A 23,560-nucleotide genomic window follows, 5' to 3' on the forward strand; every position below is an offset into this window, starting at 1 on the left:
CTATGAAACATAACACATCCACATCCTTCGGAGTCATCGGCCTCGGCCGCTTCGGCTCCGCACTGGCCCAGAGCCTCGCCCAGTCCGGCAAAGAGGTCATCGTGGTGGACTGTAAAGAGGAAAAAGTCCGCGAACTGCGGCAATACACAGAATACGCCTATGTGGCCGAGACACTGACAAAAGAAACTCTGGAGGAAATCGGCATCCAGAACTGCGATACCGTCATCGTCTGCATCGGAGAAAAAATCGACACCAGCATCCTCACCACCCTCAATGTGGTGAGCCTTGGCGTCCCCCACGTCATCGCAAAGGCCATCAGCCGCGACCAGGGCGCCGTGCTGGAAAAAATCGGCGCATACGTGGTGTATCCGGAGCGCGACATGGCGCTCCGCCTCGGGAAACAGCTCGTTTCACGCAATTTTCTCGACTACATTTCCCTGGACAATGAGGTGGAAATCCAGCAGCTCACGGTGCCTCCGTCCATGATCGGGATGAGTGTGCAGGAAACCAATATCCGCCAGCGGTACGGCCTCAACATCATCGCCATCGAGCGGGAGCACTCCACAGACATCGAAGTGCTGCCCTCCTACCGCTTTGCCCGCGGCGATATCATCGTTGTAATCGGCCGGGTGGAAAACATCAAACGCTTTGAAACAGAAATTCAATAATCAGGAGAACCTTTCAAAATGAACAAACATACATACCTGACAGTAGTCCCAAAAGGCATGATCGTAGGCGGAACCATGCTGGTGCCCGGCGTCAGCGGCGGCTCCATGGCCATGATCCTTGGCGTCTATGACCGGCTTGTCTCTTCCGTCAGCTCCTTCATGAAACACAAAAAGGAAAGCCTGGCTTTTCTCTCACTCTTTTCCCTCGGCGGCGGCCTCGGCATGATCCTCTTTGCCAGGCCGCTTCTGGCGCTGATTGAACGGTACCCGGTGCCGGCGCTTTATTTCTTTCTCGGGGCCGTGGCCGGCGGCGTTCCCCTGATTGTCCGAAAGGCCGAAGTCCGGCGTTTTTCCTGGAAAGCCCTTTTCTTTCCCGCTGCCGGCCTTTCCGTGGTTTTTCTCTTTTCCGTCATCCCCACAGGGATTTTCCAGCCGGAGGCCACGGCCGGGCCTGCCGGTTTTCTCATGCTGACGGCAGCCGGCATCCTGGCGGCCGCCGCTCTCGTCCTTCCCGGCATCAGCGTCTCCTACCTGCTTCTTCTGATCGGTCTTTATGACGAAACCATGCGGGCAATCAGCGAGTTTTACCTGCCGTTCCTCGTGCCTCTTGGCATCGGCCTGCTTCTGGGGATTATTCTCACCACGAAGCTTTTAGAGCATGCCATGACGGCGCATCCGCAGCCCACTTATCTAATGATCCTGGGCTTTATTCTCGGCTCCATGGCCGAGGTCTTCCCCGGCATCCCGGCCGGAAGCGGGCTTCTTCTCTGCGCCGCCATGCTGGCCGCCGGCTTTTTCATCATCCGCCTCCTCTCGGCAAACGGAAGAGACGAGGCCTAAATTCCTGCCGCCGCGGAGACAATCAGGTTTCCGGCGCCGCAGAGGCACATGACAAGAATGGGGTTCCATTTGAATTTTCTCAGGATAACAAAGGCGGCCAGGAACAGGCATAACCGCACGGCCTGCACCGTCTCCCTGCTGATAACGCCGCCTTCAAAGGCGGCCGCCTGGAACATGGAAATCCCCGCTGCCAGGATGAGCGCTACCACGGCCGGCCGCAGGCAGCCTAAAATCCCGTCCACGGCCGGCGCGCTCTTATACTTTCTGTAAACCCAGGCCAGGATCGAAACAAGAATGCAGGACGGCAGGATACAGCCAAAGGTGGCGATGACGGCGCCCAAAAGCCCGGCGATCCGGATTCCCACGAAGGTGGCGGAGTTGATGGCGATGGGCCCCGGCGTCATCTCGGCTATGGTTACAAGGTTCATGAATTCTTCCATGGTAAGCCATCCGTGGACGTCTACCACCTGGCTCTGGATCAGCGGGATGGCCGCGTATCCGCCGCCGATGCTGAACATCCCCACCTGGAGAAAGCTTAAGAAAAGCATCAGATAAACCATCATCTCCCGGCCTCCTTTCTTCTGTCAAAAAACAGCCGCAAAAGTCCCACGGCCGCAGCCGCCAGGATTAAGAAAATCACGCTCACGCCAAACACAAAATTCCCGATGAAGGCCGCCGCAAAAATCCCGTAATACAGCAGGCTTTTTTCCTTCCTGACATTGGCCCACAAATCGCAGGACACCGAAAGGATCACGGCCGCAACGCCTGCCTGCATCCCTTCCAGAGTCACGGCAATCCACGGGTTAGACGCAAAGGCCGCGTAAAAAACAGAGATTACCGAGAGGATCACCATCGGCGGCAGGATCGTGCCGGCTACCGCCGTAAGCATCCCGAAAAAACCGCCGATCTTCCAGCCCACCAAAATCGCCGCATTGACGGCAATGGCGCCCGGCGAGGCCTGTGCTAAGGCCGTGAAATCCAGCATCTCTTTTTCGTCAATCCAGTGCAGCTCATCCACAAACTTTTTCTTCATAAAGGTGACGATCACGAAGCCGCCGCCGAAGGTGAACGCGCTGATGTACAAGGTTCCAAGAAACAAGGCGAGAAGCTGTCTCCTGTCTCCCTTTTTCTTTTCCATACCGTCTGTCTTCCTTTCCATTTCGTTTTGCAGCTCCATTATACGTCTTGTTTTTCCATTAGAAAATTATTATAATTTTATATAGTTGTTAGTATTTTATCTATGATCTCAAAAAGGAGGAACCGGCACATGACCATCCGCCATTTCCGCATTTTTATCGCAGTGGCCTCTTATGAAAGCATCACGAAAGCCGCCGAGGCCCTTTATCTGACACAGCCCACCGTAAGCGTCGCCGTCCGGGAGCTGGAGGAACACTACGGGACACGCTTTTTTGAACGGATCAACCAGCGGTTAAAAATCACCGAAGAGGGAAAATCCCTTTTAAGCTATGCCTCCCATCTGATCGCCCTCTATGATGAAATCGAGACGTCCTTTCAGAATCCGGATCCCAAAGGGACGCTGCGGATCGGCTCCAGCCCCAATCCCGGCGCCTACTGGATCCCGGATCTGGTGCGCCGTTTCCAGAAGGAAAACCCGAAGCTTAAAATCCATGTGCGGGTCAGCACCACTGAACTCATCGAAAAGCTCCTTTTGGACAACGAGCTGGATCTGGCCGTCGTCGGCGGCTTTGTCCGCTCGCCCTTTCTGACCCTTGTGCACCTGTTTTCGGAAAACCACATCGCCGTCTGCTCGCCGGACGGGCCCCTGGCCGGAAAAACCGTGACTCTCCGTGAGTTCATGGAACAGCCCCTTCTTCTCCGCGAGCCAAACAGCAGCTCCCACGAGGCCTTCCAGACGGCAAAGGCCCAGTCGGGCTCTCTGGCGGAACCGGCGTGGGTCAGCTCGTCCCAGGAGGCAATCCTGGCCGCCGCCAAGGCCGGTCTCGGAGTCACGATCCTGCCGGAAAAGCTGGCGGAGCCGGAGCTTTCCAGGCATACGCTGGCAGAAATCCGCATCTCTGACTTTTCCTTCCGCAATACCGTCTGCCTGGCCTACCACAAAAACAAATTCATCTCCCCGGCCATGAAGCAGTTTTCCGCCTTCCTCCAGGCCGACGACGGCGTGTACATAAAACCGGCGCTCTGACCGGCAAAGCAGGCAGGGCAGGCCTGTGCAGCAAAAGAAAACCGGAGACCGCAATCGCTGCGTCTCCGGCTTTCTTTATGATGCGGAATCCCTTCGCATGTGTGCTCCCGCTATCATGACATCTTGTTCTTAAAGGACTCACAGTCTGTACATTCCTTTTTTGTCGGGTTTAACTCATGGGTACCGATGCGGATCGTGTCAAGAGTACAGTAATCCACGGCGCCTGCATGGAACGCACAGTTATGAATCGTACACTGGATGGAATCATTCTTTCCTGCTGTTTTCATCAATATCACCACCTTTTCTCCCTGTTAGTATGGACGCAGGGCGAAAAAGTATGATGACAAATTCTGGTTTTTAAAAAAAGGGCAAAAAAAGAGTGGAGACAACGGGATTCGAACCCGCGACCTCTGCGTTGCGAACGCAGCGCTCTCCCAGCTGAGCTATGTCCCCATTCCACTACGGCTATTATAGCACGATTGCCGGAAATTGCAATCCATTTCGCAGAAGATTTTTATTCCGGCGCAGCAGTTCCGGCAAAGAAAAAAGCTGCTGCATCAAAGATGCAGCAGCCAGTGACCTGTCCGGGAATCGAACCCGGGTTTACGCCGTGAGAGGGCGTCGTCTTGACCGCTTGACCAACAGGCCATGTCACTAAGTCGAGGCGACAGGATTCGAACCTGCGACCTCTGCGTCCCGAACGCAGCGCTCTACCAAACTGAGCCACGCCTCGCTGTCCGAACTATCGCAGCGAACTTCTATATATTAGCATAGGTTTTTGTAAAAAGCAAGTGCTTTTTGTAAAATTTTTAAATTTTTTTCCAAGCTCGGCCAGCTCCTCATTTTTCCGGTTCATGGTGCCGAATTCCTCCGGACAGCAGACCACCGTATCGCAGCCGGAAAGAATCTCCTTTGCCTCTTCAAAGGCCCTCTCCCCGATAGCCTCAAACGGGCGCTCGGAAACCACCCGGGCTGCCAGCGCCTTAGCCGTATGGTATTCCACATCGTTTTCATGGAGAATGCCTGCGGCAAACGGGATCCCCTTTCTATGGAGCAGCCGGTAGACTGGAAGACCGGCGCCGCCCCCGCCGATGACAAACGTACGCGGCTCCCCTGCCGTCTTCTCAAGCTCCAGGCTGCCGAACTCTGCCTGGTACGTCCCACGTCCGATCCGGTACAGCTCCCTTATATAATCCGTACAAAAAATCTCCTCCGGCGTCCCCACACGGCCGATGGCGTTCCCGTCCACGCAGACCACAAAATCAGAAACCTTCTGGGCCAGCTCCAGTTCATGAAGAGACATGAGGACAGCCGTCTTCCTGCTTCTCACAAGCTCCTTTAATATAGAAAGAATCTCTAACTTATAGCGGATATCAAGAAAAGAGGTGGGCTCGTCTAAGACGATGGCCTCCGGCTCCTGGCAGATGGCGCGCGCCAAAAGGATCCGCTGCTTCTGCCCGTCGCTGATCTCGGTAAAATACCGGTCGGAAAGGTCGAGGCCGTTCACCAGCTCCAGGGCTTCTTTCACCTTTTTTCGGTCGTTCTCCCCTAAAAGCCCGAACCGCCCCGTATAGGGATAACGACCGGCGGCAGCCACCTCATAGCAGGTCATGAGCTCCGGCCGGATCCGCTCGGTCATCACGACAGCCATGCGCTTCGCCTGCTCCGCCTCCTTCATTTCCGCCATGGAGTCCCCGCCCAAGTACACTGTGCCGCCTAGCTTTTTAAGCTCTCCGGAAATAGTCTTTAAAATCGTGGATTTCCCGGCGCCGTTGGGCCCGATGAGCGTCACGATCTCGCCGCGCCTCACATGCAGCGCAATGTCACGGATCAGCGTCTTTTTCCCGTAGCCCACCGAAAGTTTTTCCGTATCAATATATCCTCGCTCCAAAATGCTTCCTCCCTATTTCATATGCTTTCTGTCCCGGATCATCATATAAATGACGATGGGCGCTCCAAACACGGCCGTCACCGAGCTGATGCTCACCTCCGTGGGCGCAAACATGGTTCTCGCAATCAGGTCGCAAAACAGCGCAAAAACGGCGCCGCCAAGGAAACAGGCCGGAATCATGAGAAGCGGCCTGGCTGTTTTAAACATCGTCTTTGCCACGTGGGGAACCGCAATGCCGAGGAATGAAATCGGGCCGGCAAAGGCCGTCACGCAAGCCGACAGCACGCTGGAAAGGAGAATTAACTCTGCCCGGAACCGCCGGATATTGACGCCCATGTTTTTTGCATAGACTTCACCGAGCTGATACGCCCCCATGGGCTTTGCCAGGCAGAACACGAAAACCATAGTCACAGCCGTCACCACGGCCATCACGCGCACATTGTCCCAGGAAATGCCGGAAAAGCTGCCCATCGACCAGTTGTGCAGGTTCACGATGTTGGAGTCGTCGGCAAAGGTGACAACAAAATCCGTGACCGCCGAACAGATATAGCCGATCATGATGCCGCAGATCACAAGGAGCGACATCTGCTTGACCCGCCCGGAAACGGCCAGCACGAAGCCCATAGAAACCATGGAACCGGCAAAGGCCGAAAGAATCATGACGCCGGAGCCGGCTGCGAGGCCATGCTCCAGAAACCAGATCATCACGAGCGCCACCAAAAGCTTCGCCCCCGAGGAAATCCCCAGGACAAACGGGCCGGCGATGGGATTTGAAAAAAAGGTCTGAAGCAGAAACCCGGAAACGGAAAGCGCCCCGCCAAGCAGTACGGCAGCTAAGATCCTGGGAAGCCGGATCTCCCAGACAATCCGCTGCGCCGTCTCTTCGCCGTTTCCCGCCCGCAGAATTGCGAGCACCTCGCCCGGCGACAGGCTCACGCTGCCGGAATTGATATTCAAAAACACCAGAAAAAGGAGCGCCGCCCCAAGGATGCCAAACGAAAGGGCATACCGGCCATAATTCTTTTCGGACATTGTTTTCCCCTCTATTTCAGTTTGTGGAAGTATTCCATCTCATCTTCGGCTTCTCCTGTAAAAATCTGATGCATTTCCAGAATCATGCCGCCGAGTCCCATGGTTTCCTGAAACATGTTTTTTCCCGTACACCATACATTCCCGTTTTTCACCGCCTTGAAATCCGACAGCAGGCTGCTTTTCTCCAAAAGCTGTTCCATCGTCTCCAGCTCTCCGTCGATGGTGCTGTTGTACAGGATATAGTCGGCCTCCCTGGCCGCGGCATAAAAGGCCTCCATCTCCATGTTCATGGTGGACAGGGCATTTTCCTCGCCGCCAGGCGTCTCCGGGACATAAGTTCCGCCAGCCAGGCCGATCATTTTCGCAACATAATCCCCGGATTTCCGCACGTTCACATAGCCGCCGGAGCTGACATAAAAGAAGGCCGCCGTCTTTCCCGTGGACTCCCCTGCCATGGCCTCTTTAAGAAGTGCCTCCTGCTTAAAAAACTGTTTCTCCGCCAGCTCCTCCTTATTAAAAAGGGCGCCGTAAAGGCGGATCCACTCCATGCGGCCGAGCGGGTGGCTTTCGTAGCTGGAGCGTTCCACGAGAACCGGGATTCCCAGCGTTTCCATCTGTTCCTTTACCTCGGGGGAATGATAAATCATCGTCGACTCCACAGCCAGGTCACAGCCCGCCGCCAGGATCCGCTCGTAATCCGGGGCGCTGTATTTCCCGGCATAGGCGATATCTCCCGCTTCCATGGCCTCTCTCGCCTCCTTGATGTACCAGCCGGAGGCCTCCGTCCCGGAAAGGGCGATTTTATCGAGGCTTTCGATGCCGCAGATGAAATCCATGGCCGAGGTTGCCACGAGATAGACATGATCGAGCGGCTGTCTTAAGACTACAATCTCCTCCGAAAGCCCGGACGGCGGCTCACTTCCCTCCGGCACAACGAGGTAGGAGCCGCCGTCTTTGATGGAAATCAGCTTATAGCCGCCGTCGTAGTAATCCACGGAAAACTGATCGGCATAATGAAGCTCCATGGATGCAAACGGTTTCGCGTCCTCCAAGGAGCCCTCGGGCTCCAGGGAAGACGAATCAAAGGTCAGCGTGTACTCGATCTCATGGGGGACGCTCATGGCAATGGTATCTGCGATCACCGCCATGGGAAAGTCCAGGCCGGATACCGGGATTTCAAAGGCAGAATTTCCTTCCTCATTCACCCGGTCATACTGCACGCCGTCCACTTTCATATAATCATAATTGGGACTGCTAAAAACGATTCTGGCCGTCATCCGGCCGTTTTTTACGGTTAAAAGCGCCGGGGACTCCACCGAAGTCCTTCCGGAACCGCCTCCAAGGGCCACGTCAATGCGGTAGGTTCCGTCCGCAAGCCCCAGGCTTTCAGCCGTGGCAATCCGGCCCTCCATAAAGGCCTCCGCCGGCAGGGAATCCGCGCGGAACACCAGCGTCCTGTCGTACCACTGCTTTTTGTTCTTGCTGAAGGCCGCACAGTCAATCCCCATGTCCAGGGCCTCCACCGGCACCTCAAAGGTATGGCTTCCGTCCTCCGCCTCGGCGTAAGGGATGAAATCGGCTTCGGAGGCTGTCTCGGCTTCTTCGCCCGTACCCATGAAAACCTTTAAGTAGCCTTTGCCGCTCATGGTCATGACGGCGCTCATGGCACCGTCCTCCACCGTCAAAAGGCAGTCCGTAATATTAAACATGCTGGAGCTGGAATCCACCTTGATTTCGTAGGTTCCGTCCTTTAACTCACCGGCATAGACGGGAACCATCCCCTCTTCCACCACCTCGGAGGGGGCAACCGTCTCCTTTTCCGCCGCGGTTTCAGACGGCTTTTCTGCCTCCGCCGTCTCAGCCGCCGTCTCGGCCTGCGTCCCGGCGGAAGCGGCAGTCGTCTCCGTTCCCTGGCAGCCGCAGCCGGACATCACCATGGCTGCCGCCGCAAGCACTGCCAGAAATTTTTTCCTGTTTTTCATGATTCTTTGTCATAACGAGCCGGCCAGTTCCCGCCGGCCGGCCCGTTTTCCTTTCCCGTTATTCTGCAAGGCTGTCCATGGCTGCCTGTGCATGCTCCACGAAAAGCTGCTGGATGGCTTCCAGCTCGCCAAGGCCGTTCAGCACACATGTCACCTCATAACCGGCTGCCTCAAACTCTGTCTTCCAGGTTCCTTCTTCGTCGCCTGCCATGTCGTTGTTGGCATGGTCACCAGCCACGATCATCAGCGGAAGAAGCACTGCCTTTTTATAGCTTCCCTCTCCGACAGCCGCAAGCACGTCTTCCAGACCCGGCTCCGCCTCTACGGTGCCGACAAAATAGTTCTCATAACCGGCTGCCGTAAGCATGTCCTGCATCTTTCCGTACACCTGGTTGGACTCGGCTTCCGTGCCATGGCCCATGAAGCAGATAGCCGTTTCACCGTCATCGTACTCTGCCGTGGCCTCGGTGATTGCCTTAATCACGGCCTCAAAATCGGCATCCGTATCGAGAAGCGGCCGGCCGATGGCGATCTTCTCGAAGGAATCGGAAAATTCGGCAGCCTCGTTTACCACGTCGTTGTACTCCAGACCGTCCATAAGGTGCGTCGGCTGGATCACGAGGGTTTTCACGCCGTTGTCGATGGCGCGGTTGAAGGCTTCCGTCATGTTGTCAATGACTTCGCCGTCCCGGTCTTTCACATGGTCGATGATAATCTGGCTCGTAAAGCCTCTTCTCACCGAATAATCCGGAAACGCCGCTTCCATGGCTTCCTCGATGGCGCCGATTGTCAGGCGGCGGTTGTCGTTGTAGCTGGTTCCGAAGCTTGCCACAAGAAGTTCGCTCTCCCCGATTTCATCCTGATTTCTCGGATTGTCTAAGGAGGCGTCGCCCGTATCGTAGTTTTCCTCGTCCTCCGCCTCTTCTTCCCCGGCTGCTTCGGTTTCCGCGACTTCCGTCTCTTCGGCTGTTGTCTCCCCGGTCTCGCCTGCCGTCGTCACCTCGGCCGCTGCATTCGTGGCCGTATCGCCGCTTGAAGAGCAGCCCGTCACTGCCGCTGCCACGGCTGCCGTCATGCCTAAAACCACCAATTTTTTCAGTTTCATCTCGTTTTCCTCCTGTAATACGTAGTATTTCTCGACTTCAGAAGGTACAGAGTTTCCCGTGACACGGCGGGCGGCCATCGTTTCCCCGCCTGGCGTTCGTCTCACAGGACACAAAAACACCGGCCCATGGCCGGTGCTCAGACTGACGGCCTCCTTTTTTTGGAAGCCGCAAATGGACAGAATTTTTCCACCCCGTCTGAGTCAGAAATTCACAGGCCAGAAAGCCCATGAACCGGCACAACCAATTTCTCGTGATTTTGGAAGTGTATTCCTGTACCAACAGACGGCAGGTTTCCTGGCTTGCCGATCCTAACGCATGACCGCCTTCCCAACCCTTTCGGGTCAGTGACCTGCCTTCCGGCAATGGACATGCGCTCCCGGCTTACAGTGACGAGCTCGCACAGGTCTCTCACCTGTTTCCCTTTTAACCGCGCTTTGGGGCGCGGCACCGTCTGCTCTTAACTCGATATGGGGATATCTTAGCATCTATGGAGTAAAAAGGCAACCGTGAAAAACACGGAATGGGAGAAATCATGAAAAGAATCCCGCTTTCGCAGGATTCTCCGTCTGCGGGCAGCCCCGAAAGGGAGGTGATTACCCGGAAACCGCCATGCCGCTTTTTTCAGAAATGAGCTTTAGTCTCTCATTCCGCTTTTGTACGGATATTTTGTCTTTTACAACCTTTCCGTCTTTGTCCGTATGCGTGATTGTGATTCCAAACGGCAAAAACATCTGGCTGCACGTTCCAAGCTCTGAAACGGTATCGTAAGGGATGACTAACGATCCCGCAAAGCCCCAGAAGCAAATAATTTTTTTCTCCGTAAAATAAATCCAGCCCGGCCTCCACCTTCCCCATGGGCCGAGAAGCCGCTCCCAGGTATTGCCCTGTGCATAGTCAAGCAAATGGTCACTTTCCTCCATATATTTGTTTTTTACAAGCTTGTTCTTCTGCTCTTGAAGTTTTGCTTCATTCATTTCCGCACCTCCGTCTATTGGATTTCCTGCACTTCTCCCATTTTCTCGCCAAGCTCGGCAAAGCTTGCTTCCATTTCAGCCAGCAGGGTTTCTGATTTTTCCGTATATTCTTCATCCGTATCAATAATTCCATCCTGTACGTCCTGGAAAAAATCAGCGTAGTCATCTAAAAACTCCCCGACCCGTTTGCTTGCCGCAGCCATCTCTGCATGGGCTTCTTCATATCCTTCCGGAGGATTATCAATCTCACTGAACTCGATAAACGGCGTCTTGCACTCCCGAATCTCTGTAATTGCGGTTTCCCAATCAAGATCTTCCGTAAGAGCCGTCATGATCTGCATAAACTCATACGCCGCCGAATTTAACCCGTCTATCTCCGCAAGATAGGTGTCCTTATCCATCACCGAAACGGTCTGGCTTTCTTCCTGTCCCGCAGTGCTGCCTCCGCCATTGCCTGCCGCTTCCCCTCCGGCACATCCGGACACGGATAATGTGAATACAGCCGCAGCAGCAAATGCAAGTACCTTCTTTTTCATCATCTTCTCCTCCTTTTTATGTTTCTTAATCGCAGTTATTTTCCCATTCCATACAGAACGGGCAAGGGCAGCATCCCCTCCTTTTCTGATTTTACCCCCCCCCCTTAACTCATTTGTCAATCTTTTTCTCCGGAAAAATCCGGTTTTCTCCTTGTTTTTCCGGCGCCTTGAAGGAGTGCTGCGTCTCCGTCAGCGCGTCCCTGAAACCGGAGATGCCGTAATAACGCAAAATGACCGGGTAAGCGGCCGTATGGCCTCCTGCCCGATCATTTTTTGTTCCTTTGCAGTATTAAAAATCAAACATCCCCGCCGGCTTCCTGTCCGGCTTTTTCACATCATCATACGTGACGGCATGCTCATAATCCACGTCATGAATTGGCCAGGTGGGCGTCTTTCCTTCATAGACCTCTTCCACGCCCATGGCCGCGAAATACGATGCCCGGTGGGCCGCCTCCACGGTGTTTCCGCCGATGTGCGGATAGATGATGACATTGTCGAGCGTAAGAAGCGGGTTCTTCGGATCCACCGGCTCTTTGCGGATGGCATCCAATCCGGCGCCTGCGATCACGCCGTTTTTGCATGCCTCATAGAGATCCTCTTCCACCACGCAGCCGCCTCTTGCCGTGTTGATTAAAAAGGCGGTGGGCTTCATCATGGAAAGGCGGCGCATGTCCACCATGTTCTTCGTCACCGGCGTGTTCGGCGTATGGAGGGAGACGTAGTCGCTCTCCTTAAAGATCCTGTCAAGGTCACGCACCACCTCGACGCCTTCCGGGAAGTCCTTCGCCGGCTTATAGGGATCGTAAGCCAGCACATTCATCTCCATGGCAAGTGCACGGACGGCAAGGCGGCTTCCGATGTTTCCGCAGCCGATGAGCCCCAGGGTCTTTCCGTTTAAAGTGGTCTTATGGACTTTTAATTTTGCCTTGTAGTAGTCGTCCACCCAGGTATTATGAAGGATGGTCACATTCCGGCTGCACTCTAAAATCAAAAGCATGGCTGTCTCGGCCACCGACGTGCTGTTTGCCACCGGCGCATATAATGCCTGCACGCCGTTGTCATGGCAGGCCTTCACATCCAGGCTGTCAAAGCCGGCGCCGTGGCGCACGATAACCTTTAAATTCCTGTTGGCTTCAATGACCTCTCTCGTAATCGGCGTGATTCGCACGATCATGGCGTCCGGCTGGTGTTCCTTCATATCGGCCAGCACGTCCTCCGTCTCAAAGCCGCGTCCCTCAATGATCGTATGTCCCGCATCCTCCAAAAGCTTTCTTCCCTCGCTCATGATCTCCTGCGGCAGTAAAATTTTCCATCCCATAATCTGTCTTCCTCCTCTTTTTTATGGCTCGTAAACGCCGTCGATGATTTCAAAGCCTTTTTCCATCAGGGACTTTTCCACCCAGTCCCTCTTGGATGTCCCGTTTTTTGCTGCCTCCAGCTTTTTTTCATCGGCCGCCTGGAATTTCTTTGCATCTTCAAGCACCTGGGCCGCGTCCTTTCTCGGGATCACGATGATTCCGTCGGGATCGGCAAGGATGATGTCGCCGGGGTTCACGCTGACCTCCCCGCAGGAAACCGGCACGTTGACCTCGCCCGGGCCCTCTTTATAGGGGCCGCCCGGCGTGGTGCCCGTGGCATAGACCGGGAAATCCCATCCGGCGATCTCGTCGATGTCGCGGATCGGGCCGTCGATGACGATGCCGGCCGCCTTTCTTCCGTAGCGGAGATATGCCATCATGATTTCGCCCATGAGGGATCTCGTATTGTCGCCCTCGTTGGATACCACAACCACATCGCCCTCCTCGGCAATGTTTAAGGCTGCATGGAGTGCCAGGTTATCGCCGCCCCGCACCTTTACGGTCAGGGCCGGCCCCACCATCATCTGCTCCTTCGGGCTGCTCATAAGCCGGATTCTCGGGTTCATGGCCGAGTTCCGTTCCATAACGTCACAGGTGTTGGAAGCCGGAATCGTCTTAAACTGCATCATGACGTCCTTATCCGGCAGATTGCGCTTCAAATAAATTCTCTTTCCTACTGGCATTTTCGTTTCCGTCCTTTCTCTTAGCTTTCGTGCCTCAAAGCTTTTCTTTTCTGGTTTTATTGTACTGCCTTTTAGTCACAAAGACAAACAAGGCTTTTTTCAGTTTTCAACAAGTAATTTTTGTTGTCTGATTTACATTTTTTCCCTTTCAGGTTATAATAAAAGGAAACGGATTCTGCCCCGGAAATGATTTTGGGGCACAGGAGGGAGGCGTCCATGAACCTGATCAGCCTGTACTATTTTGTGGAACTCGCCAAGGAGCTCCATGTCACAAACACAGCTCAGAAGCTTTACATTTCCCAGCAGAACTTAACGCAGCACATCCAGCGCCTGGAACAGCACTATGGCGTGACCCTGTTCTACCGGAAGCCGAAGTTAGCCCTCACCTATGCCGGGGAACAGCTCTATACGGCCGCAGTAAAAATCCTCGCCGAGGAAAACGAGCTGGTAAACCGCTTAAGCAGCATTTCCGTAAGCAACGGCGGAAGCTTAAAAGTCGGCATCCCGGCCTACCGCGGGCAGATCTGCCTGCCGGAAATCCTGCCGCAGTTCTATGAAAAATGGCCCAATGTGCGGATCATCCTTGTAAATGAGTCGTCTGGGAAAATGGAAGACATGATATTTAACGGGGAACTGGATCTTTTTATCGGGATCATGTACCAGGACAGCCCAAAGCTCCATATAAAGACCATCTTAAACGACAGGATTTATCTCGTCTGCTCCGACGAACTCCTGAAAAAGTATCTGCCGGACAACTTTGAAAGCCTGAAGCAGAGCGCTTTATCGGGCGTCAGCTTAAAGCAGTTTGAGGCCGTACCCTTCCTGCTTCCGGAGCCGCCCATGCGCCTTCGCCGCACCATCGACCAGTGCTTCCAGGATGCCAGGGTTACGCCCCATGTTTTCCTGGAATCTTCGACGACGGAGCTTTTGATTTCCCTCTATCCCTACCATTATGGCGCATTTTTCTGCACCCAGATGCGGCTCCCGCTTTTATTTGAAATGTACCCGGACGCCAATGCCTTTCCACTCAAATTAAAGGGCAGCATCGTCCAGCATAGGCTCGTCCTGGCCCATCACAAGGATCGGTTCCTGCCGCCGTATGCAAAAGATTTTATGGAGATTACGGAGGAAGTGTTTGGGAGAATTGCGGCGGTGCGGCCGCAGGGGAGTTTGGAGTAGAAATAGGTGAAAAGCAAGGGAGCCAGATTGCTCCGGCTCCCTTAAGTATGCGTCCGCAGACGCATGCTCCAATTCATAGGTATATGATACTGCTTTTAATTAAAAATTGCATCAACGAAATTTGTACTGAGATAAATCGTTTCCTGTGATCTCTCTTGCATCAGTTATCTTATAGTGCCGCTCATTTTCCTTAACAATTTTTCCATCTTCAACACCAAATTCAAACATGGCAACAATATCAGATGTAATAAACTGACATGCAATGGCACGGCATATCAGTTCAGGATATTTTTGCCTGCATAACTCCATATCCTGTTCAATCTGCGTAATACCCAGTTTGTCGGTACCACCCTTTGCCTGTACTGGTATAATGAGCTGACGGCCTTTTTTATCCACGCCAACATACAGCTCATCCGTTTCAATTTGGCCGATTCCATCCACGGTTGTGCGTAAATGGTTCTGAAGAGAGTAGCATGTAATCCCCAAGAAAGTATCGATTAGCCGATTATAGCGAACAATGGTAAGCAATGCCTGCTCGTCAGACACACTGTATTTTTTTACTATACTCGGCGTTCCATCCGGGATCTTGATTGTGGCCAGCATGGGATCCGGTTCTATAAATTCCATACCTTTCTCCAATACAAACTCATAATGAGATTTCCCAATACTTCTTATGCGCCAATAATGACCCGCCGGAGCTGTTTCCAGGATTTCTTTTGGTAATTTTTTTCGATACTTATAGCTGTAAACGATGTCACCTAAATTTTTAGCGGCGTTAATATTTAACTCCTCAGCTTTTTTCAGAAATTCTTCCCGTTCAAAACGAATCGGGGTTTTTCCTTCCTCATAATGTTCAAAAAAGATTGAATAAATAATGGAGTCATATATTCCCATAGTTTTAATCTCCCAAATACTTTAAAACTAAAACATTTTCATTAAGCCAGGCATCCGTCCCTGTTGCGTAGCGCTTTCTAAAGTTCTCAATGCCTTCTACTTCAAAACCTGCATTTTCTGCAACTTCTGCCAGCAATTCTGCGGTTCGTATGGGGATTTTAAAGTACGATGCCTGATCCCCTACCACGTATGCCAATTTTGCATTTGGAGCTAATATCGGCTTCAATTCCTGAAAGTGTCTTGCCATTCCCCCAAAATAGAGTTTTACCACACTGGAATACAGCTTCTCAAAACCAGAAGTTTTGTTAAGTTCTATGCGCTTTTTTTCTATGGATTTGCTTAACTCTGATATGGAATCAATCTTTTCGACGTATTGTGAGTCATTATCTCCTTTATAAACATTTTTTGTATTGGAACGGATAAACTGTTTTTTTACCTCCCTGAGCTGCTCTTTGCTGTTTATAAATCCCAGCAGAACAGATTCCAATCGCGTTGTTCTCGAGTAGTCTTTTTCATTCGGATATGGTGGAGATGTAATAACGAAATTGACCTTTTTCGTAAAGGGCATCTTACTTATTGAACGAGCATCTCCGCTAATAATGTCAGACGGAACGTCCCTCAGCCCGGAAATACGGCAAATGTCATTTTGCATAACGAGAACCTGCCGGAGCCATACTGAGACAACATCCACATCGTACACTTTTTTCCTGCTGATGCCTACCTCGGGCCCAAATTTTAAATTGCTGTAAGAGCATACAATATTTTTTGCCAGCGCAAGAAGGAAGTGCTCCTCGTATTGTGAATGTGCCGCCAGAATTGCCTCCTTTAAAATCAGGACTTGGCTTAATGGCCTTTCACTTATTGAATTTTTTATGATTAACTTACTTTGTTCCTCTGTCAGACACTTTAATTCTTTACAATTTTCTATCAGATCAGCAACCCGCTGTGCAATCTGCTCTGCCTCCTGGAACATCTGCGCCGTATCAGCAGCCCAGTTACATTTCGCTGAACTTGCAAAACAGGCAATCGGATTCGCTTCTATGCCAATGGACGGAATGCCATGTTTTTTGCATTCCACATTTGTTGTTCCGGTTCCGCAAAACGGGTCTAAGACAACATCCTCTTTGCATATACTAAATTTTTTGATATATTCCCGCACCAGATGAGGCGGAAAGGACAGGACAAACCGATACCAATCATGTACAGGAGAATCTATATCCTTAACTCTGTTCTCATTACTCACATCCATGCTCCTAATCCTATGATTTCACTATTTTAGCATAGAATGAGAAAGAAATCCATCCGGCAATTCAGCAATCTCTAAACGCTGATTTCTGCCATCGCAGATTCGAACCACGACTCCGTTTCTACCTCCCCATCCGGCTCTTCCCCTGCAAATAAACCACTCTCCCGCCGATCATCGTCATCTCCGGCGAAAGCACCGTATCGCCTTTTCTCACATTCCCGTCGGAATCGCAGAATTCTGCCGCCGTCCGGCATTTCCGCATGAGCGTAAGATCCGCCAGCCGGCCTTCTAAAAGGCTTGCGGCGCAGTCTGCCAGCCCAAGGCAGGCGGCCGGTGTCTTTGTCACAGCCTTTATTACCTGATGGAGCGGCATCCCCATATTGTAAAACTTCGACATCACATAAGGCAGGTCGCGCATGTCCGGGGCATTGTAAAGTGTCCTGGCCGTGGCGTCGCTGCTGATGATATCGGGAAAAAGCCCGTCCCCCACGGCTTTTTCGGCCACCTCAAAGTTAAAATTCATCCTGCCGTTTCCGACCTCCAGATAGACGCCGCGCTCCTGTGCTTTCTTAAATTCCTCTTTCACGGTTCCGTCTTCTTTGAGAATCGTCATACCCTTTTTGTGGTACATGTGGCTGTAAACATCGCCGGGGCGCAGGCGGCTCACAATCTCTGCCGGGTCTGCCGGCGGGTTCGTCGTATGGACGCAGACAGGAAGGCACAGACGTCCAGCCAGACGGATGGCATGCTCGAGTGGTTCCATGCCAAGGTCTCCGACAATCTCTTTACTTAAGCGCACCTTGATCCCAAGGATTTCTCCCCTGTACTTTTTGACTAGCCGCATGATTTCTGTCTCCTGGACGGCGTTTTCTCCAAGGGGCTCCGAAATCCCCGAGCCTGGCTGGCCCAGCGGGGAGAGATTTAAAAAACTCTTGATTTTTATGTCCCTGGGCTGCACATCCAACCGGTGAAACGCCTCATAGCCCAGATTCCCGGCCGTCCCCATGTCCACGGCCATCGTGACGCCGCCGGAAAGAAGCAGGTCGCCGTTTACGCCAAAGGCGCTGCCTCTTGTAAAGAGGTGGGTATGGAAATCAATGAGTCCCGGAAGCAGGTACGCCCCGTCCGCGTCGATGACGGCGCATTCTCCCCTGGCCTCTGTATGTTCCCCCAGCTCCTTAATCTTTCCGTTCTCAATCCATGCGGAAACGCCCTTCTCTTCTCCCGTCTCACAGTCGATAGACACCGCGTTTTTTATCAGAAAATCCATAGATACACACTCCTTTTTATATAGAAAGAAAGCCTGCCGTCTGACGGACAAGCTTTCTTTTTGTTTTTACACGTAAAGCGGCCAGAATAACGGGATCAGGATCACGCAGGCCACTAAGAACACAACCGTCATTCCGATGTTGCTCTTTAAGTAATCCGAGAACTTGTAGCCGCCGTATGCATAAATCAGGTTTGCAGGCGGGCAGGCAATCGGCGTTAAAATGGACATGGTCGATGCGATGCAGAGCACCATGAGAAGCGCGGACGGGAATACCCCGATGGTTTCCGCAATGGCGATGATGATTGGCATCAAAAGCGTAATCGTAACCACGTTGGACATGAACTGGGTCATGACGCAGGTGAGGATGAAAATGACAATCGTGATGTAGTAAACATTGGTGGAGCCGCCGATGATGTTGATTAACGTATCCGCAATGATCTGGGCTGCGCCGGTGTTCTTAAGCGCCGTCGCAAGAGGCGTCATTCCGCCGAGCAGGATCACGGTCTTAATGCTCACCAGGTTGTATGCCTGCTGTTCCGTAAAGATTCCAAGAAGAACGTCCACAACAGCTCCCATGATGGCAACCATGTAGGACGGGATTCCCGTCTGTTCCTCAAATACCATGCCGACAAAAACAACGAGCAGTACAACTACTGAGGCCACCTGCTTCCACATGGGAGCGTCCTTCGGCGCCTTCTGGCTGAAGATATTCGACTCATCGTTGAAGACTTTGATATCCGGCAGGAATTTGTAGCCGATGAAATACATGTACACCAGCATGATAACGGTCAGCGGAAGGCCGATTTTCGAGATTTCAAAGAAGCCGAAGGGCTGGCCCAGCTCTTTAATCTGATTTCCGATCAGGACGTTGACGGCCGCGTCGCCCACTAACGTCAATCTGCCGCCTGCCATGGCACCCAGAAATGCACACATCAAAAGCCTTGACCTGGAAAAGCCTGTTGTCGCCGCAATTCCCATGATAATCGGGATGAAAACGGCAACGGTGCCGGAGTTGCTTAAGCCGGCTGACATGATGCTGGAAAGGATCAGAATCGCCATAATCATCTGGCGCTCCGTCTTTGCGTACCGCGTGACGACGGCCGCCACCTTGTCACAGACTCCCGTCTCAAACAGGGCACTTCCGACGATGACGACGCCGATCAGCATTAAAATTGTAGTGCTGGCAAAGCCGCTGACCGCCTCGGCCGGTGTTACAAGCCCCGTAAGCACCAGGACGCACAGCGTCAGCATGACCGTCATATTGACCGGAATTTTTTCCAGAAGAAAGGATATGACTGCCAGGATTAAAATAATAATTGTTAATGTGGATGGTTCCATATTGCCCCCTCTTTTCGATTCCGTACTCTGGAGCTGCCGGCGATTCCAGGTTTTCGGAATTCCGCAATGCACGTCTGCATTTGTCATTTTGTACGATGAACTGACAGGAATTCCGTCTTTTTTTGACGTTTTTGATTATAGCATACGGGCATCAAAAAATGAAACAAGGTTATTTTTCCAGTTCAACAAAATATCCTTGTTATGACCTGCCTCTTCCTGTGGTATAACTGATAGAAAGCAAAGATAAGAATCAGGAGTGTGCACATGAGAGACGTTGTTTTATTTATTGCCATGAGCTTGGACGGATATATCGCCGACAAAAACGGGGGCGTCGGCTGGCTTTCCGGACAGGGAGACGCGGACGAGCCCATGGACTCCTACGGAACCTTCATAAAAGATGTGGACACGGTCGTCATGGGCTGGAACACCTATCACCAGGTTGTGACGGAGCTGTCGCCCGGCCAATGGGTTTATGAGGGGCTTAAAACCTATGTCATCACCCACAGGAACCTCACGTCCGAAGAAGGTATCGTCTTCACCGTTCAGGATCCCTGCGAGCTGATAAAAAACCTTCGGAAGGAGGACGGCAGGCGGATCTGGATCTGTGGCGGCGCCGATTTAATCCGTCAGCTGGAGGGGGCAAACCTCATTGACGAGTATCAGCTTTCCGTGATTCCCGTGATCCTGGGCTCTGGGATCCGCCTTTTTTCGCCGGCCTCCGAAGAGAAAAACCTTAAGCTTCTCCGCTCCCGGGAGTATGGCGGGATTGCGGAACTGGTATATCGGAAGCGGTAAAAATCTTTTTACACCGCGGCCGGGCCTTTCCATAAGCTCATGGCCGCGGCGCCTTTTCTTATTTTCCTTTTACATAACCTGGCGGACAAATTCTGCCCTCTCGTCCAGGAAGGCCGCCCATTTTTCCGTGTCAATAAACGGCCGGTAGTCTCTCCTGTCTGCCGGAACCCGTTTTAGCATGTCCGAATGGGACGGATGGCTCGGCGTGCAGATGTCCACATGGATGGACTTCATGTCCTCGCAGTCCTTTAAAAACGTCTGCTGGAGAGAAAGCGGGAGATGGACTTTATTCAGATATTCCGTATTGATGGTATTTGTTCCCACGCCGCCGTGCATGGCCCAGGTGAGCGTCTTCCCATCTTCGTCCTTTACCTCCACAAAGAAAGAGGTGCACCCCGGCGTATGGCCGGCCGTCAGGCGGGTACGGATTACCACATCGCCCATGACAATGGGAGTATCATCGCTGTAATACTCGTCCACCGTGTAGTCGATGATCTTAAAGCCCTCTCCGCTCATGTCGGCTTCCGGCTTCTTTCTCCACTCATCGTCCTCTTTTGCCAGGTAAATCTTCGCCCCGGTCAGCTCCTTTAAGCAGCGCGCGCCGCCGTCGTGATCCATGTGGGCGTGGCTTAAAAGAATCTTTTTGATATCCTTCGGATCGAAGCCCAGCTTCCGGATGGCCTCCAAAAGCAGGTACGTCGTCTCAAACATTGTGGAGTCAATGAGAGCCAGGCCTTCTGAGGTCTCAATCAGAAAGCTTCCCACAAACAGGTTGCCCACGTAATAAATATGCGGAGCCACGCGGAAGGGCTCGATATCCACTTCCCAGGGGGTGTCTTTGGATGCCATTACAATATTTTTTGGTGTTTTCTTAATCTCTGCCATATCGCCATTTTACCTTTCTGTAATTATACAAGCCCAAACAGGGTACACAATAGAACACCGAGCACATTAAACACAAAGCAGGGGATGACGGAGTATTTCACCTGGGAGATGATATCCACCTCTGCCAGCTCGCAGGCCAGGTTGTTTGCCGCAACCAGCGGTGAACAGGGATTTAAGTAGGAAATACACAAAACCGTCAGTACCTGATAAGCCGTAAGGCCGCAGCCCGCGCCGATTCCCAAAAGGAGCGGATTCATGCTCTGGAATGCCTGATAAGGGATAAAAATCTGGAGCGGAAGCACCACAATCGCATACAGCACATGGGTAAACCTTGCCATGGATTCCGGGATTACGGAAAGTACCACGTCTACCATCGCCGTTACCATTCCCGTTCCGTTTAAGATGCCGACCATAATTCCAATTCCCAAAAACAGGATTGCCGGTGCCAGCATCGTTGCCGAGTGCTTTCTCACGATCTGGTTTTGCTCCTTCTGGGTATGGTAATTCACCAAAAGCGTCACGGCCGAGAACAGCATAAATAAGAGATACGTTGCAACCTTCGTAAGGAACATGAAGCAGAGCAGGGAAACGGCAAAAATTGCGAAGTTGACCCAGAATAACTGGGGACGTGCAAGGGGCTTATCGGAAAAGTCCACTTTCTTATTCCCGTCGTCCTTCAAAAACTCAGCCCGCAGGGCTGCCAGCTCCGCCGCGTTCTGTCTGGAATAATATCTTCCGCAGCCAACGGCGTATAAAACTGCCAGCGTAAACAGGACTGCAATCACTGGATACAGGCTCTGTGCCATGACAACCGGGTTGATTTCCGGCGCATAGACCGGCATCTTTGCCGGCTGTGCCCATGCCATGCCCGTCATCGGTGCAGCCGCCAGGGATACGAGAAGCACCAGGCAGCGCCTGTCGATGTTTAATCTCTTATAAAGCGGCGCCAGAGCCGGAATGGCGATCAGGTATGTCGTATTGTAGGCACCGTCCAGATGGCCGATGAAGGCCACCGCAATGGTGACAACCATGACGACGTAAATATTGCCTTTCGTAATGCCGACCAGCTTGTTTACGATGATGTCAAACATTCCCGTTTCCGACAGGATGCTGAAATAAAGCACTGCGAAGATACAGAGCAGCACCGAATTAAACGTGCCGCTGACCCCCGTCGCCGCAAAGCCCATGATGTCATTGAACGAGTACCCGCATAAAAGTCCGGCAATCACCGGCACCACGATGAACGGAACCATCAGATGCATTTTCTTGCTCAGTGCCAGAACGGCCGAGACAATAAACATAACTAAGCCTATAACTGCTACCATACTCTTTTCTTCCTCCTTCGTTTTTCTTCCCCTTAAAACGTGACATTCCGAAATACCATTTCCCCGTTTTTCACCGTAAGCACCGGCTCATAGACAAGATCCCCTGTCCGAAGTGAACCGATCTTGTCCGAATACGGCCTGTCCCCAAACACATTTTTCCTACGGCACGGACGGAATACGGCGATATCCGCCTGCTTTCCCGGCTTCAGGCTGCCAACGCGGCCGGAAATCCCCATGGAAACGGCCGGGTTCCAGGTACATCTTTTGATTACCTCCGGAAATGGAAGCCCTAAAAACACATACTTCGATACCTGCATCGCCATATTAAAGGACGTCGGCCGCAGATGCATGCTGAGCTTTGTGAGGTCTGTGCCGATAAAGTCCGGATAGACCTTCTCCTTCATGGCCGCCTCGCTGACCTCGAAGGAGAAATGGGCTCTCGCGTCGGCCGCCTCAAAAAGGATGCCTTTCTCCCGCGCCTCTTTCACCTCCCGGGACACCTGCCCGTTTTTCAGAATACTGTATCCTGTATTCTGATACATGTGGGTCACGATATCGCCCGGGCGGAGACATCTTAAGATTTCTTCCACCGGCTCCGGCGGGTTGGTGATGTGAACCATGAGCGGCGCTTTCAATTCCTCTCCGATGCTGACCGCTTCCTTGAGTGGGCCAAGTCCCAGATCCCCGACGATGTTCTTACTGGTTCTGAGCTTAAGCCCCAGGATACGGCCCCGGTACCGTTCCAGCGTCTCTCGGATTCCCTGCCTGTCCATATGGGCCGGAGCCACGTCCTCCATGGCTTCCGGCAGGCTGGAAAGCCCCGTGCTGCATACGTTCAGGTAAAAGAAGACCTCTAACTTCGTATGTTCCAACGCCGGCAGATACTGCTCAAACGTCTCACAGCCCGTACTTCCAGCATCGACAACCGTCGTCACTCCGGCAGAAAAGCAGGCGGCTTCCCCGGGAATCCCGATCTTTGCCCAGGGATATACATGGGCGTGGTGGTCGATGAGCCCCGGCGTCACCATGCATCCCTCTGCATCGATTTCGCTGACGGCGGCTCCGGAAATCTCCGGCTCCATCCTCACGATTTCCGTTCCCTCGACCGTAAGATCCATCCGTTCTTTCCTGCCCGTCTCCGGGTCAATCACAGTTCCGTTTCTGATAATCAGAGACATCACAGCCCTGCACCTCCCCTTCCTAAATACCGACCTGTTTTTTCTGATTTTCTGTCACATTTTTATTACATTCCCATAATACCCCCCCCCCGTTTAAAAAGTAAAACAATGATTTCTGGCCTTTTTCACAAAAATTATTTGTTATCTTGGTGCCAAAAAACGCGGCCAGACGCCGTTTCCCCAGCGTCTGTCCGCGTTCCATTTTCTCTCTCTTCT

At 52.5% G+C, this 23,560-nt stretch carries 24 protein-coding genes, 3 tRNA genes and 1 riboswitch; of the genes, 5 read left to right on the forward strand and 22 right to left on the reverse strand.

Features of this window, described 5'->3' with window-relative positions:
* The first annotated feature begins 2 nt into the window (after positions 1 to 2).
* The gene (locus tag KE531_02450) at positions 3 to 668 is read left to right on the forward strand and encodes a TrkA family potassium uptake protein (GenBank protein MBR9952491.1); all 666 of its coding nucleotides are present in this window, start codon (positions 3 to 5) and stop codon (positions 666 to 668) included.
* A gap of 18 nt (positions 669 to 686) precedes the next feature.
* Entirely contained in the window at positions 687 to 1,508 is an 822-nt protein-coding gene (locus KE531_02455; protein ID MBR9952492.1) for a DUF368 domain-containing protein, read from the forward strand.
* On the opposite strand, the gene KE531_02460 is transcribed toward KE531_02455, so the two are convergent.
* Positions 1,505 to 2,068: a chromate transporter gene (locus tag KE531_02460; protein ID MBR9952493.1), complete on the reverse strand. Its 564-nt coding sequence runs from the start codon at positions 2,066 to 2,068 to the stop codon at positions 1,505 to 1,507. The genes KE531_02455 and KE531_02460 overlap by 4 nt on opposite strands.
* Positions 2,068 to 2,667, reverse strand: coding sequence for a chromate transporter (locus KE531_02465; protein MBR9952494.1), 600 nt, complete (start codon positions 2,665 to 2,667; stop codon positions 2,068 to 2,070). The genes KE531_02460 and KE531_02465 overlap by 1 nt, the downstream gene beginning before the upstream one ends.
* A gap of 108 nt (positions 2,668 to 2,775) precedes the next feature.
* Between KE531_02465 and KE531_02470 the strand changes: the two genes are divergently transcribed.
* A complete protein-coding gene (locus KE531_02470) occupies positions 2,776 to 3,672 on the forward strand; it encodes a LysR family transcriptional regulator (protein ID MBR9952495.1) in 897 nt (298 codons plus the stop codon).
* A 113-nt stretch (positions 3,673 to 3,785) separates the two neighbouring features.
* On the opposite strand, the gene KE531_02475 is transcribed toward KE531_02470, so the two are convergent.
* From KE531_02475 to KE531_02530, 12 genes are all read right to left on the reverse strand, one after another.
* The gene (locus KE531_02475) at positions 3,786 to 3,959 is read right to left on the reverse strand and encodes a DUF1540 domain-containing protein (GenBank protein MBR9952496.1); all 174 of its coding nucleotides are present in this window, start codon (positions 3,957 to 3,959) and stop codon (positions 3,786 to 3,788) included.
* A 93-nt stretch (positions 3,960 to 4,052) separates the two neighbouring features.
* Positions 4,053 to 4,125 (reverse strand) — tRNA-Ala (locus tag KE531_02480).
* Between the two features lie 123 nt (positions 4,126 to 4,248).
* A tRNA-Glu gene (locus tag KE531_02485) sits at positions 4,249 to 4,320 on the reverse strand.
* A gap of 11 nt (positions 4,321 to 4,331) precedes the next feature.
* Positions 4,332 to 4,405 (reverse strand) — tRNA-Pro (locus KE531_02490).
* 9 nt (positions 4,406 to 4,414) lie between these two features.
* Positions 4,415 to 5,563 (reverse strand): ABC transporter ATP-binding protein, encoded by a 1,149-nt coding sequence (locus tag KE531_02495; GenBank protein ID MBR9952497.1) that lies wholly within the window; start codon positions 5,561 to 5,563, stop codon positions 4,415 to 4,417.
* A 12-nt stretch (positions 5,564 to 5,575) separates the two neighbouring features.
* Positions 5,576 to 6,595, reverse strand: coding sequence for an iron ABC transporter permease (locus KE531_02500; protein ID MBR9952498.1), 1,020 nt, complete (start codon positions 6,593 to 6,595; stop codon positions 5,576 to 5,578).
* A gap of 11 nt (positions 6,596 to 6,606) precedes the next feature.
* Positions 6,607 to 7,743, reverse strand: a complete 1,137-nt coding sequence (locus KE531_02505) for an ABC transporter substrate-binding protein (protein MBR9952499.1) — start codon at positions 7,741 to 7,743, stop codon at positions 6,607 to 6,609.
* Positions 7,744 to 8,635: 892 nt separating this feature from the next.
* Positions 8,636 to 9,682 carry a sirohydrochlorin cobaltochelatase gene (locus KE531_02510; GenBank protein ID MBR9952500.1) on the reverse strand — a complete coding sequence of 349 codons (1,047 nt, stop codon included), beginning with the start codon at positions 9,680 to 9,682 and terminating at the stop codon, positions 8,636 to 8,638.
* Between the two features lie 267 nt (positions 9,683 to 9,949).
* Positions 9,950 to 10,150: riboswitch (cobalamin riboswitch) on the reverse strand.
* A gap of 126 nt (positions 10,151 to 10,276) precedes the next feature.
* Positions 10,277 to 10,657 (reverse strand): hypothetical protein, encoded by a 381-nt coding sequence (locus KE531_02515; protein MBR9952501.1) that lies wholly within the window; start codon positions 10,655 to 10,657, stop codon positions 10,277 to 10,279.
* Positions 10,658 to 10,671: 14 nt separating this feature from the next.
* Positions 10,672 to 11,196 carry a hypothetical protein gene (locus tag KE531_02520; protein MBR9952502.1) on the reverse strand — a complete coding sequence of 175 codons (525 nt, stop codon included), beginning with the start codon at positions 11,194 to 11,196 and terminating at the stop codon, positions 10,672 to 10,674.
* Between the two features lie 286 nt (positions 11,197 to 11,482).
* Complete coding sequence (locus KE531_02525; GenBank protein ID MBR9952503.1) at positions 11,483 to 12,511, reverse strand: hydroxyacid dehydrogenase; 1,029 nt, start codon at positions 12,509 to 12,511, stop codon at positions 11,483 to 11,485.
* A 21-nt stretch (positions 12,512 to 12,532) separates the two neighbouring features.
* Entirely contained in the window at positions 12,533 to 13,234 is a 702-nt protein-coding gene (locus KE531_02530) for an RraA family protein (protein ID MBR9952504.1), read from the reverse strand.
* 216 nt (positions 13,235 to 13,450) lie between these two features.
* Between KE531_02530 and KE531_02535 the strand changes: the two genes are divergently transcribed.
* Positions 13,451 to 14,413 (forward strand): LysR family transcriptional regulator, encoded by a 963-nt coding sequence (locus KE531_02535; GenBank protein ID MBR9952505.1) that lies wholly within the window; start codon positions 13,451 to 13,453, stop codon positions 14,411 to 14,413.
* Positions 14,414 to 14,524: 111 nt separating this feature from the next.
* Here KE531_02535 and KE531_02540 read toward each other — a convergent pair whose 3' ends face one another.
* The 4 genes from KE531_02540 to KE531_02555 all read right to left on the reverse strand — a co-directional run bounded on the left by KE531_02540 (position 14,525) and on the right by KE531_02555 (position 19,161).
* Positions 14,525 to 15,307 (reverse strand): endonuclease, encoded by a 783-nt coding sequence (locus tag KE531_02540; protein ID MBR9952506.1) that lies wholly within the window; start codon positions 15,305 to 15,307, stop codon positions 14,525 to 14,527.
* Between the two features lie 4 nt (positions 15,308 to 15,311).
* Complete coding sequence (locus KE531_02545) at positions 15,312 to 16,550, reverse strand: DNA methyltransferase (GenBank protein MBR9952507.1); 1,239 nt, start codon at positions 16,548 to 16,550, stop codon at positions 15,312 to 15,314.
* A 124-nt stretch (positions 16,551 to 16,674) separates the two neighbouring features.
* The gene (locus KE531_02550) at positions 16,675 to 17,823 is read right to left on the reverse strand and encodes an amidohydrolase family protein (protein MBR9952508.1); all 1,149 of its coding nucleotides are present in this window, start codon (positions 17,821 to 17,823) and stop codon (positions 16,675 to 16,677) included.
* Between the two features lie 66 nt (positions 17,824 to 17,889).
* On the reverse strand, positions 17,890 to 19,161 hold the full coding sequence (locus KE531_02555; protein ID MBR9952509.1) for an SLC13/DASS family transporter: 1,272 nt from the start codon (positions 19,159 to 19,161) through the stop codon (positions 17,890 to 17,892).
* 264 nt (positions 19,162 to 19,425) lie between these two features.
* Here KE531_02555 and KE531_02560 point away from each other — a divergent pair, with 264 nt between their 5' ends.
* Positions 19,426 to 19,956 carry a dihydrofolate reductase gene (locus KE531_02560; protein MBR9952510.1) on the forward strand — a complete coding sequence of 177 codons (531 nt, stop codon included), beginning with the start codon at positions 19,426 to 19,428 and terminating at the stop codon, positions 19,954 to 19,956.
* Between the two features lie 69 nt (positions 19,957 to 20,025).
* Here KE531_02560 and KE531_02565 read toward each other — a convergent pair whose 3' ends face one another.
* Genes KE531_02565 through KE531_02580 form a run of 4 tightly spaced genes read right to left on the reverse strand, consistent with a single transcriptional unit; the run spans position 20,026 to position 23,546 of the window.
* A complete protein-coding gene (locus KE531_02565) occupies positions 20,026 to 20,841 on the reverse strand; it encodes an MBL fold metallo-hydrolase (GenBank protein ID MBR9952511.1) in 816 nt (271 codons plus the stop codon).
* A 23-nt stretch (positions 20,842 to 20,864) separates the two neighbouring features.
* Positions 20,865 to 22,166 (reverse strand): hypothetical protein, encoded by a 1,302-nt coding sequence (locus KE531_02570; protein ID MBR9952512.1) that lies wholly within the window; start codon positions 22,164 to 22,166, stop codon positions 20,865 to 20,867.
* A 32-nt stretch (positions 22,167 to 22,198) separates the two neighbouring features.
* A complete protein-coding gene (locus tag KE531_02575; GenBank protein ID MBR9952513.1) occupies positions 22,199 to 23,344 on the reverse strand; it encodes an amidohydrolase family protein in 1,146 nt (381 codons plus the stop codon).
* A gap of 22 nt (positions 23,345 to 23,366) precedes the next feature.
* Positions 23,367 to 23,546 (reverse strand): hypothetical protein, encoded by a 180-nt coding sequence (locus KE531_02580; GenBank protein ID MBR9952514.1) that lies wholly within the window; start codon positions 23,544 to 23,546, stop codon positions 23,367 to 23,369.
* Positions 23,547 to 23,560 lie beyond the last annotated feature (14 nt).

The organism is Eubacteriaceae bacterium Marseille-Q4139, assembly GCA_018223415.1.
GTDB lineage: Bacteria > Bacillota > Clostridia > Lachnospirales > Lachnospiraceae > CABSIM01.

Bases quoted from the DNA above. Each gene is read 5' to 3' on its own strand.
- KE531_02535 (MBR9952505.1), top strand. From the start codon at position 13,451: ATGAACCTGATCAGCCTGTACTATTTTGTGGAACTCGCCAAGGAGCTC.
- KE531_02555 (MBR9952509.1), bottom strand. From the start codon at position 19,161: ATGGAACCATCCACATTAACAATTATTATTTTAATCCTGGCAGTCATA.
- KE531_02580 (MBR9952514.1), bottom strand. From the start codon at position 23,546: ATGGAACGCGGACAGACGCTGGGGAAACGGCGTCTGGCCGCGTTTTTT.
- KE531_02505 (MBR9952499.1), bottom strand. From the start codon at position 7,743: ATGGCGGTGATCGCAGATACCATTGCCATGAGCGTCCCCCATGAGATC.
- KE531_02470 (MBR9952495.1), top strand. From the start codon at position 2,776: ATGACCATCCGCCATTTCCGCATTTTTATCGCAGTGGCCTCTTATGAA.
- KE531_02510 (MBR9952500.1), bottom strand. From the start codon at position 9,682: ATGAAACTGAAAAAATTGGTGGTTTTAGGCATGACGGCAGCCGTGGCA.
- KE531_02530 (MBR9952504.1), bottom strand. From the start codon at position 13,234: ATGCCAGTAGGAAAGAGAATTTATTTGAAGCGCAATCTGCCGGATAAG.
- KE531_02570 (MBR9952512.1), bottom strand. From the start codon at position 22,166: ATGGTAGCAGTTATAGGCTTAGTTATGTTTATTGTCTCGGCCGTTCTG.
- KE531_02515 (MBR9952501.1), bottom strand. From the start codon at position 10,657: ATGAATGAAGCAAAACTTCAAGAGCAGAAGAACAAGCTTGTAAAAAAC.
- KE531_02550 (MBR9952508.1), bottom strand. From the start codon at position 17,823: ATGGATTTTCTGATAAAAAACGCGGTGTCTATCGACTGTGAGACGGGA.
- KE531_02450 (MBR9952491.1), top strand. From the start codon at position 3: ATGAAACATAACACATCCACATCCTTCGGAGTCATCGGCCTCGGCCGC.
- KE531_02500 (MBR9952498.1), bottom strand. From the start codon at position 6,595: ATGTCCGAAAAGAATTATGGCCGGTATGCCCTTTCGTTTGGCATCCTT.
- KE531_02455 (MBR9952492.1), top strand. From the start codon at position 687: ATGAACAAACATACATACCTGACAGTAGTCCCAAAAGGCATGATCGTA.
- KE531_02560 (MBR9952510.1), top strand. From the start codon at position 19,426: ATGAGAGACGTTGTTTTATTTATTGCCATGAGCTTGGACGGATATATC.
- KE531_02475 (MBR9952496.1), bottom strand. From the start codon at position 3,959: ATGAAAACAGCAGGAAAGAATGATTCCATCCAGTGTACGATTCATAAC.
- KE531_02465 (MBR9952494.1), bottom strand. From the start codon at position 2,667: ATGGAAAGGAAGACAGACGGTATGGAAAAGAAAAAGGGAGACAGGAGA.
- KE531_02540 (MBR9952506.1), bottom strand. From the start codon at position 15,307: ATGGGAATATATGACTCCATTATTTATTCAATCTTTTTTGAACATTAT.
- KE531_02565 (MBR9952511.1), bottom strand. From the start codon at position 20,841: ATGGCAGAGATTAAGAAAACACCAAAAAATATTGTAATGGCATCCAAA.
- KE531_02520 (MBR9952502.1), bottom strand. From the start codon at position 11,196: ATGATGAAAAAGAAGGTACTTGCATTTGCTGCTGCGGCTGTATTCACA.
- KE531_02460 (MBR9952493.1), bottom strand. From the start codon at position 2,068: ATGGTTTATCTGATGCTTTTCTTAAGCTTTCTCCAGGTGGGGATGTTC.
- KE531_02525 (MBR9952503.1), bottom strand. From the start codon at position 12,511: ATGGGATGGAAAATTTTACTGCCGCAGGAGATCATGAGCGAGGGAAGA.
- KE531_02575 (MBR9952513.1), bottom strand. From the start codon at position 23,344: ATGTCTCTGATTATCAGAAACGGAACTGTGATTGACCCGGAGACGGGC.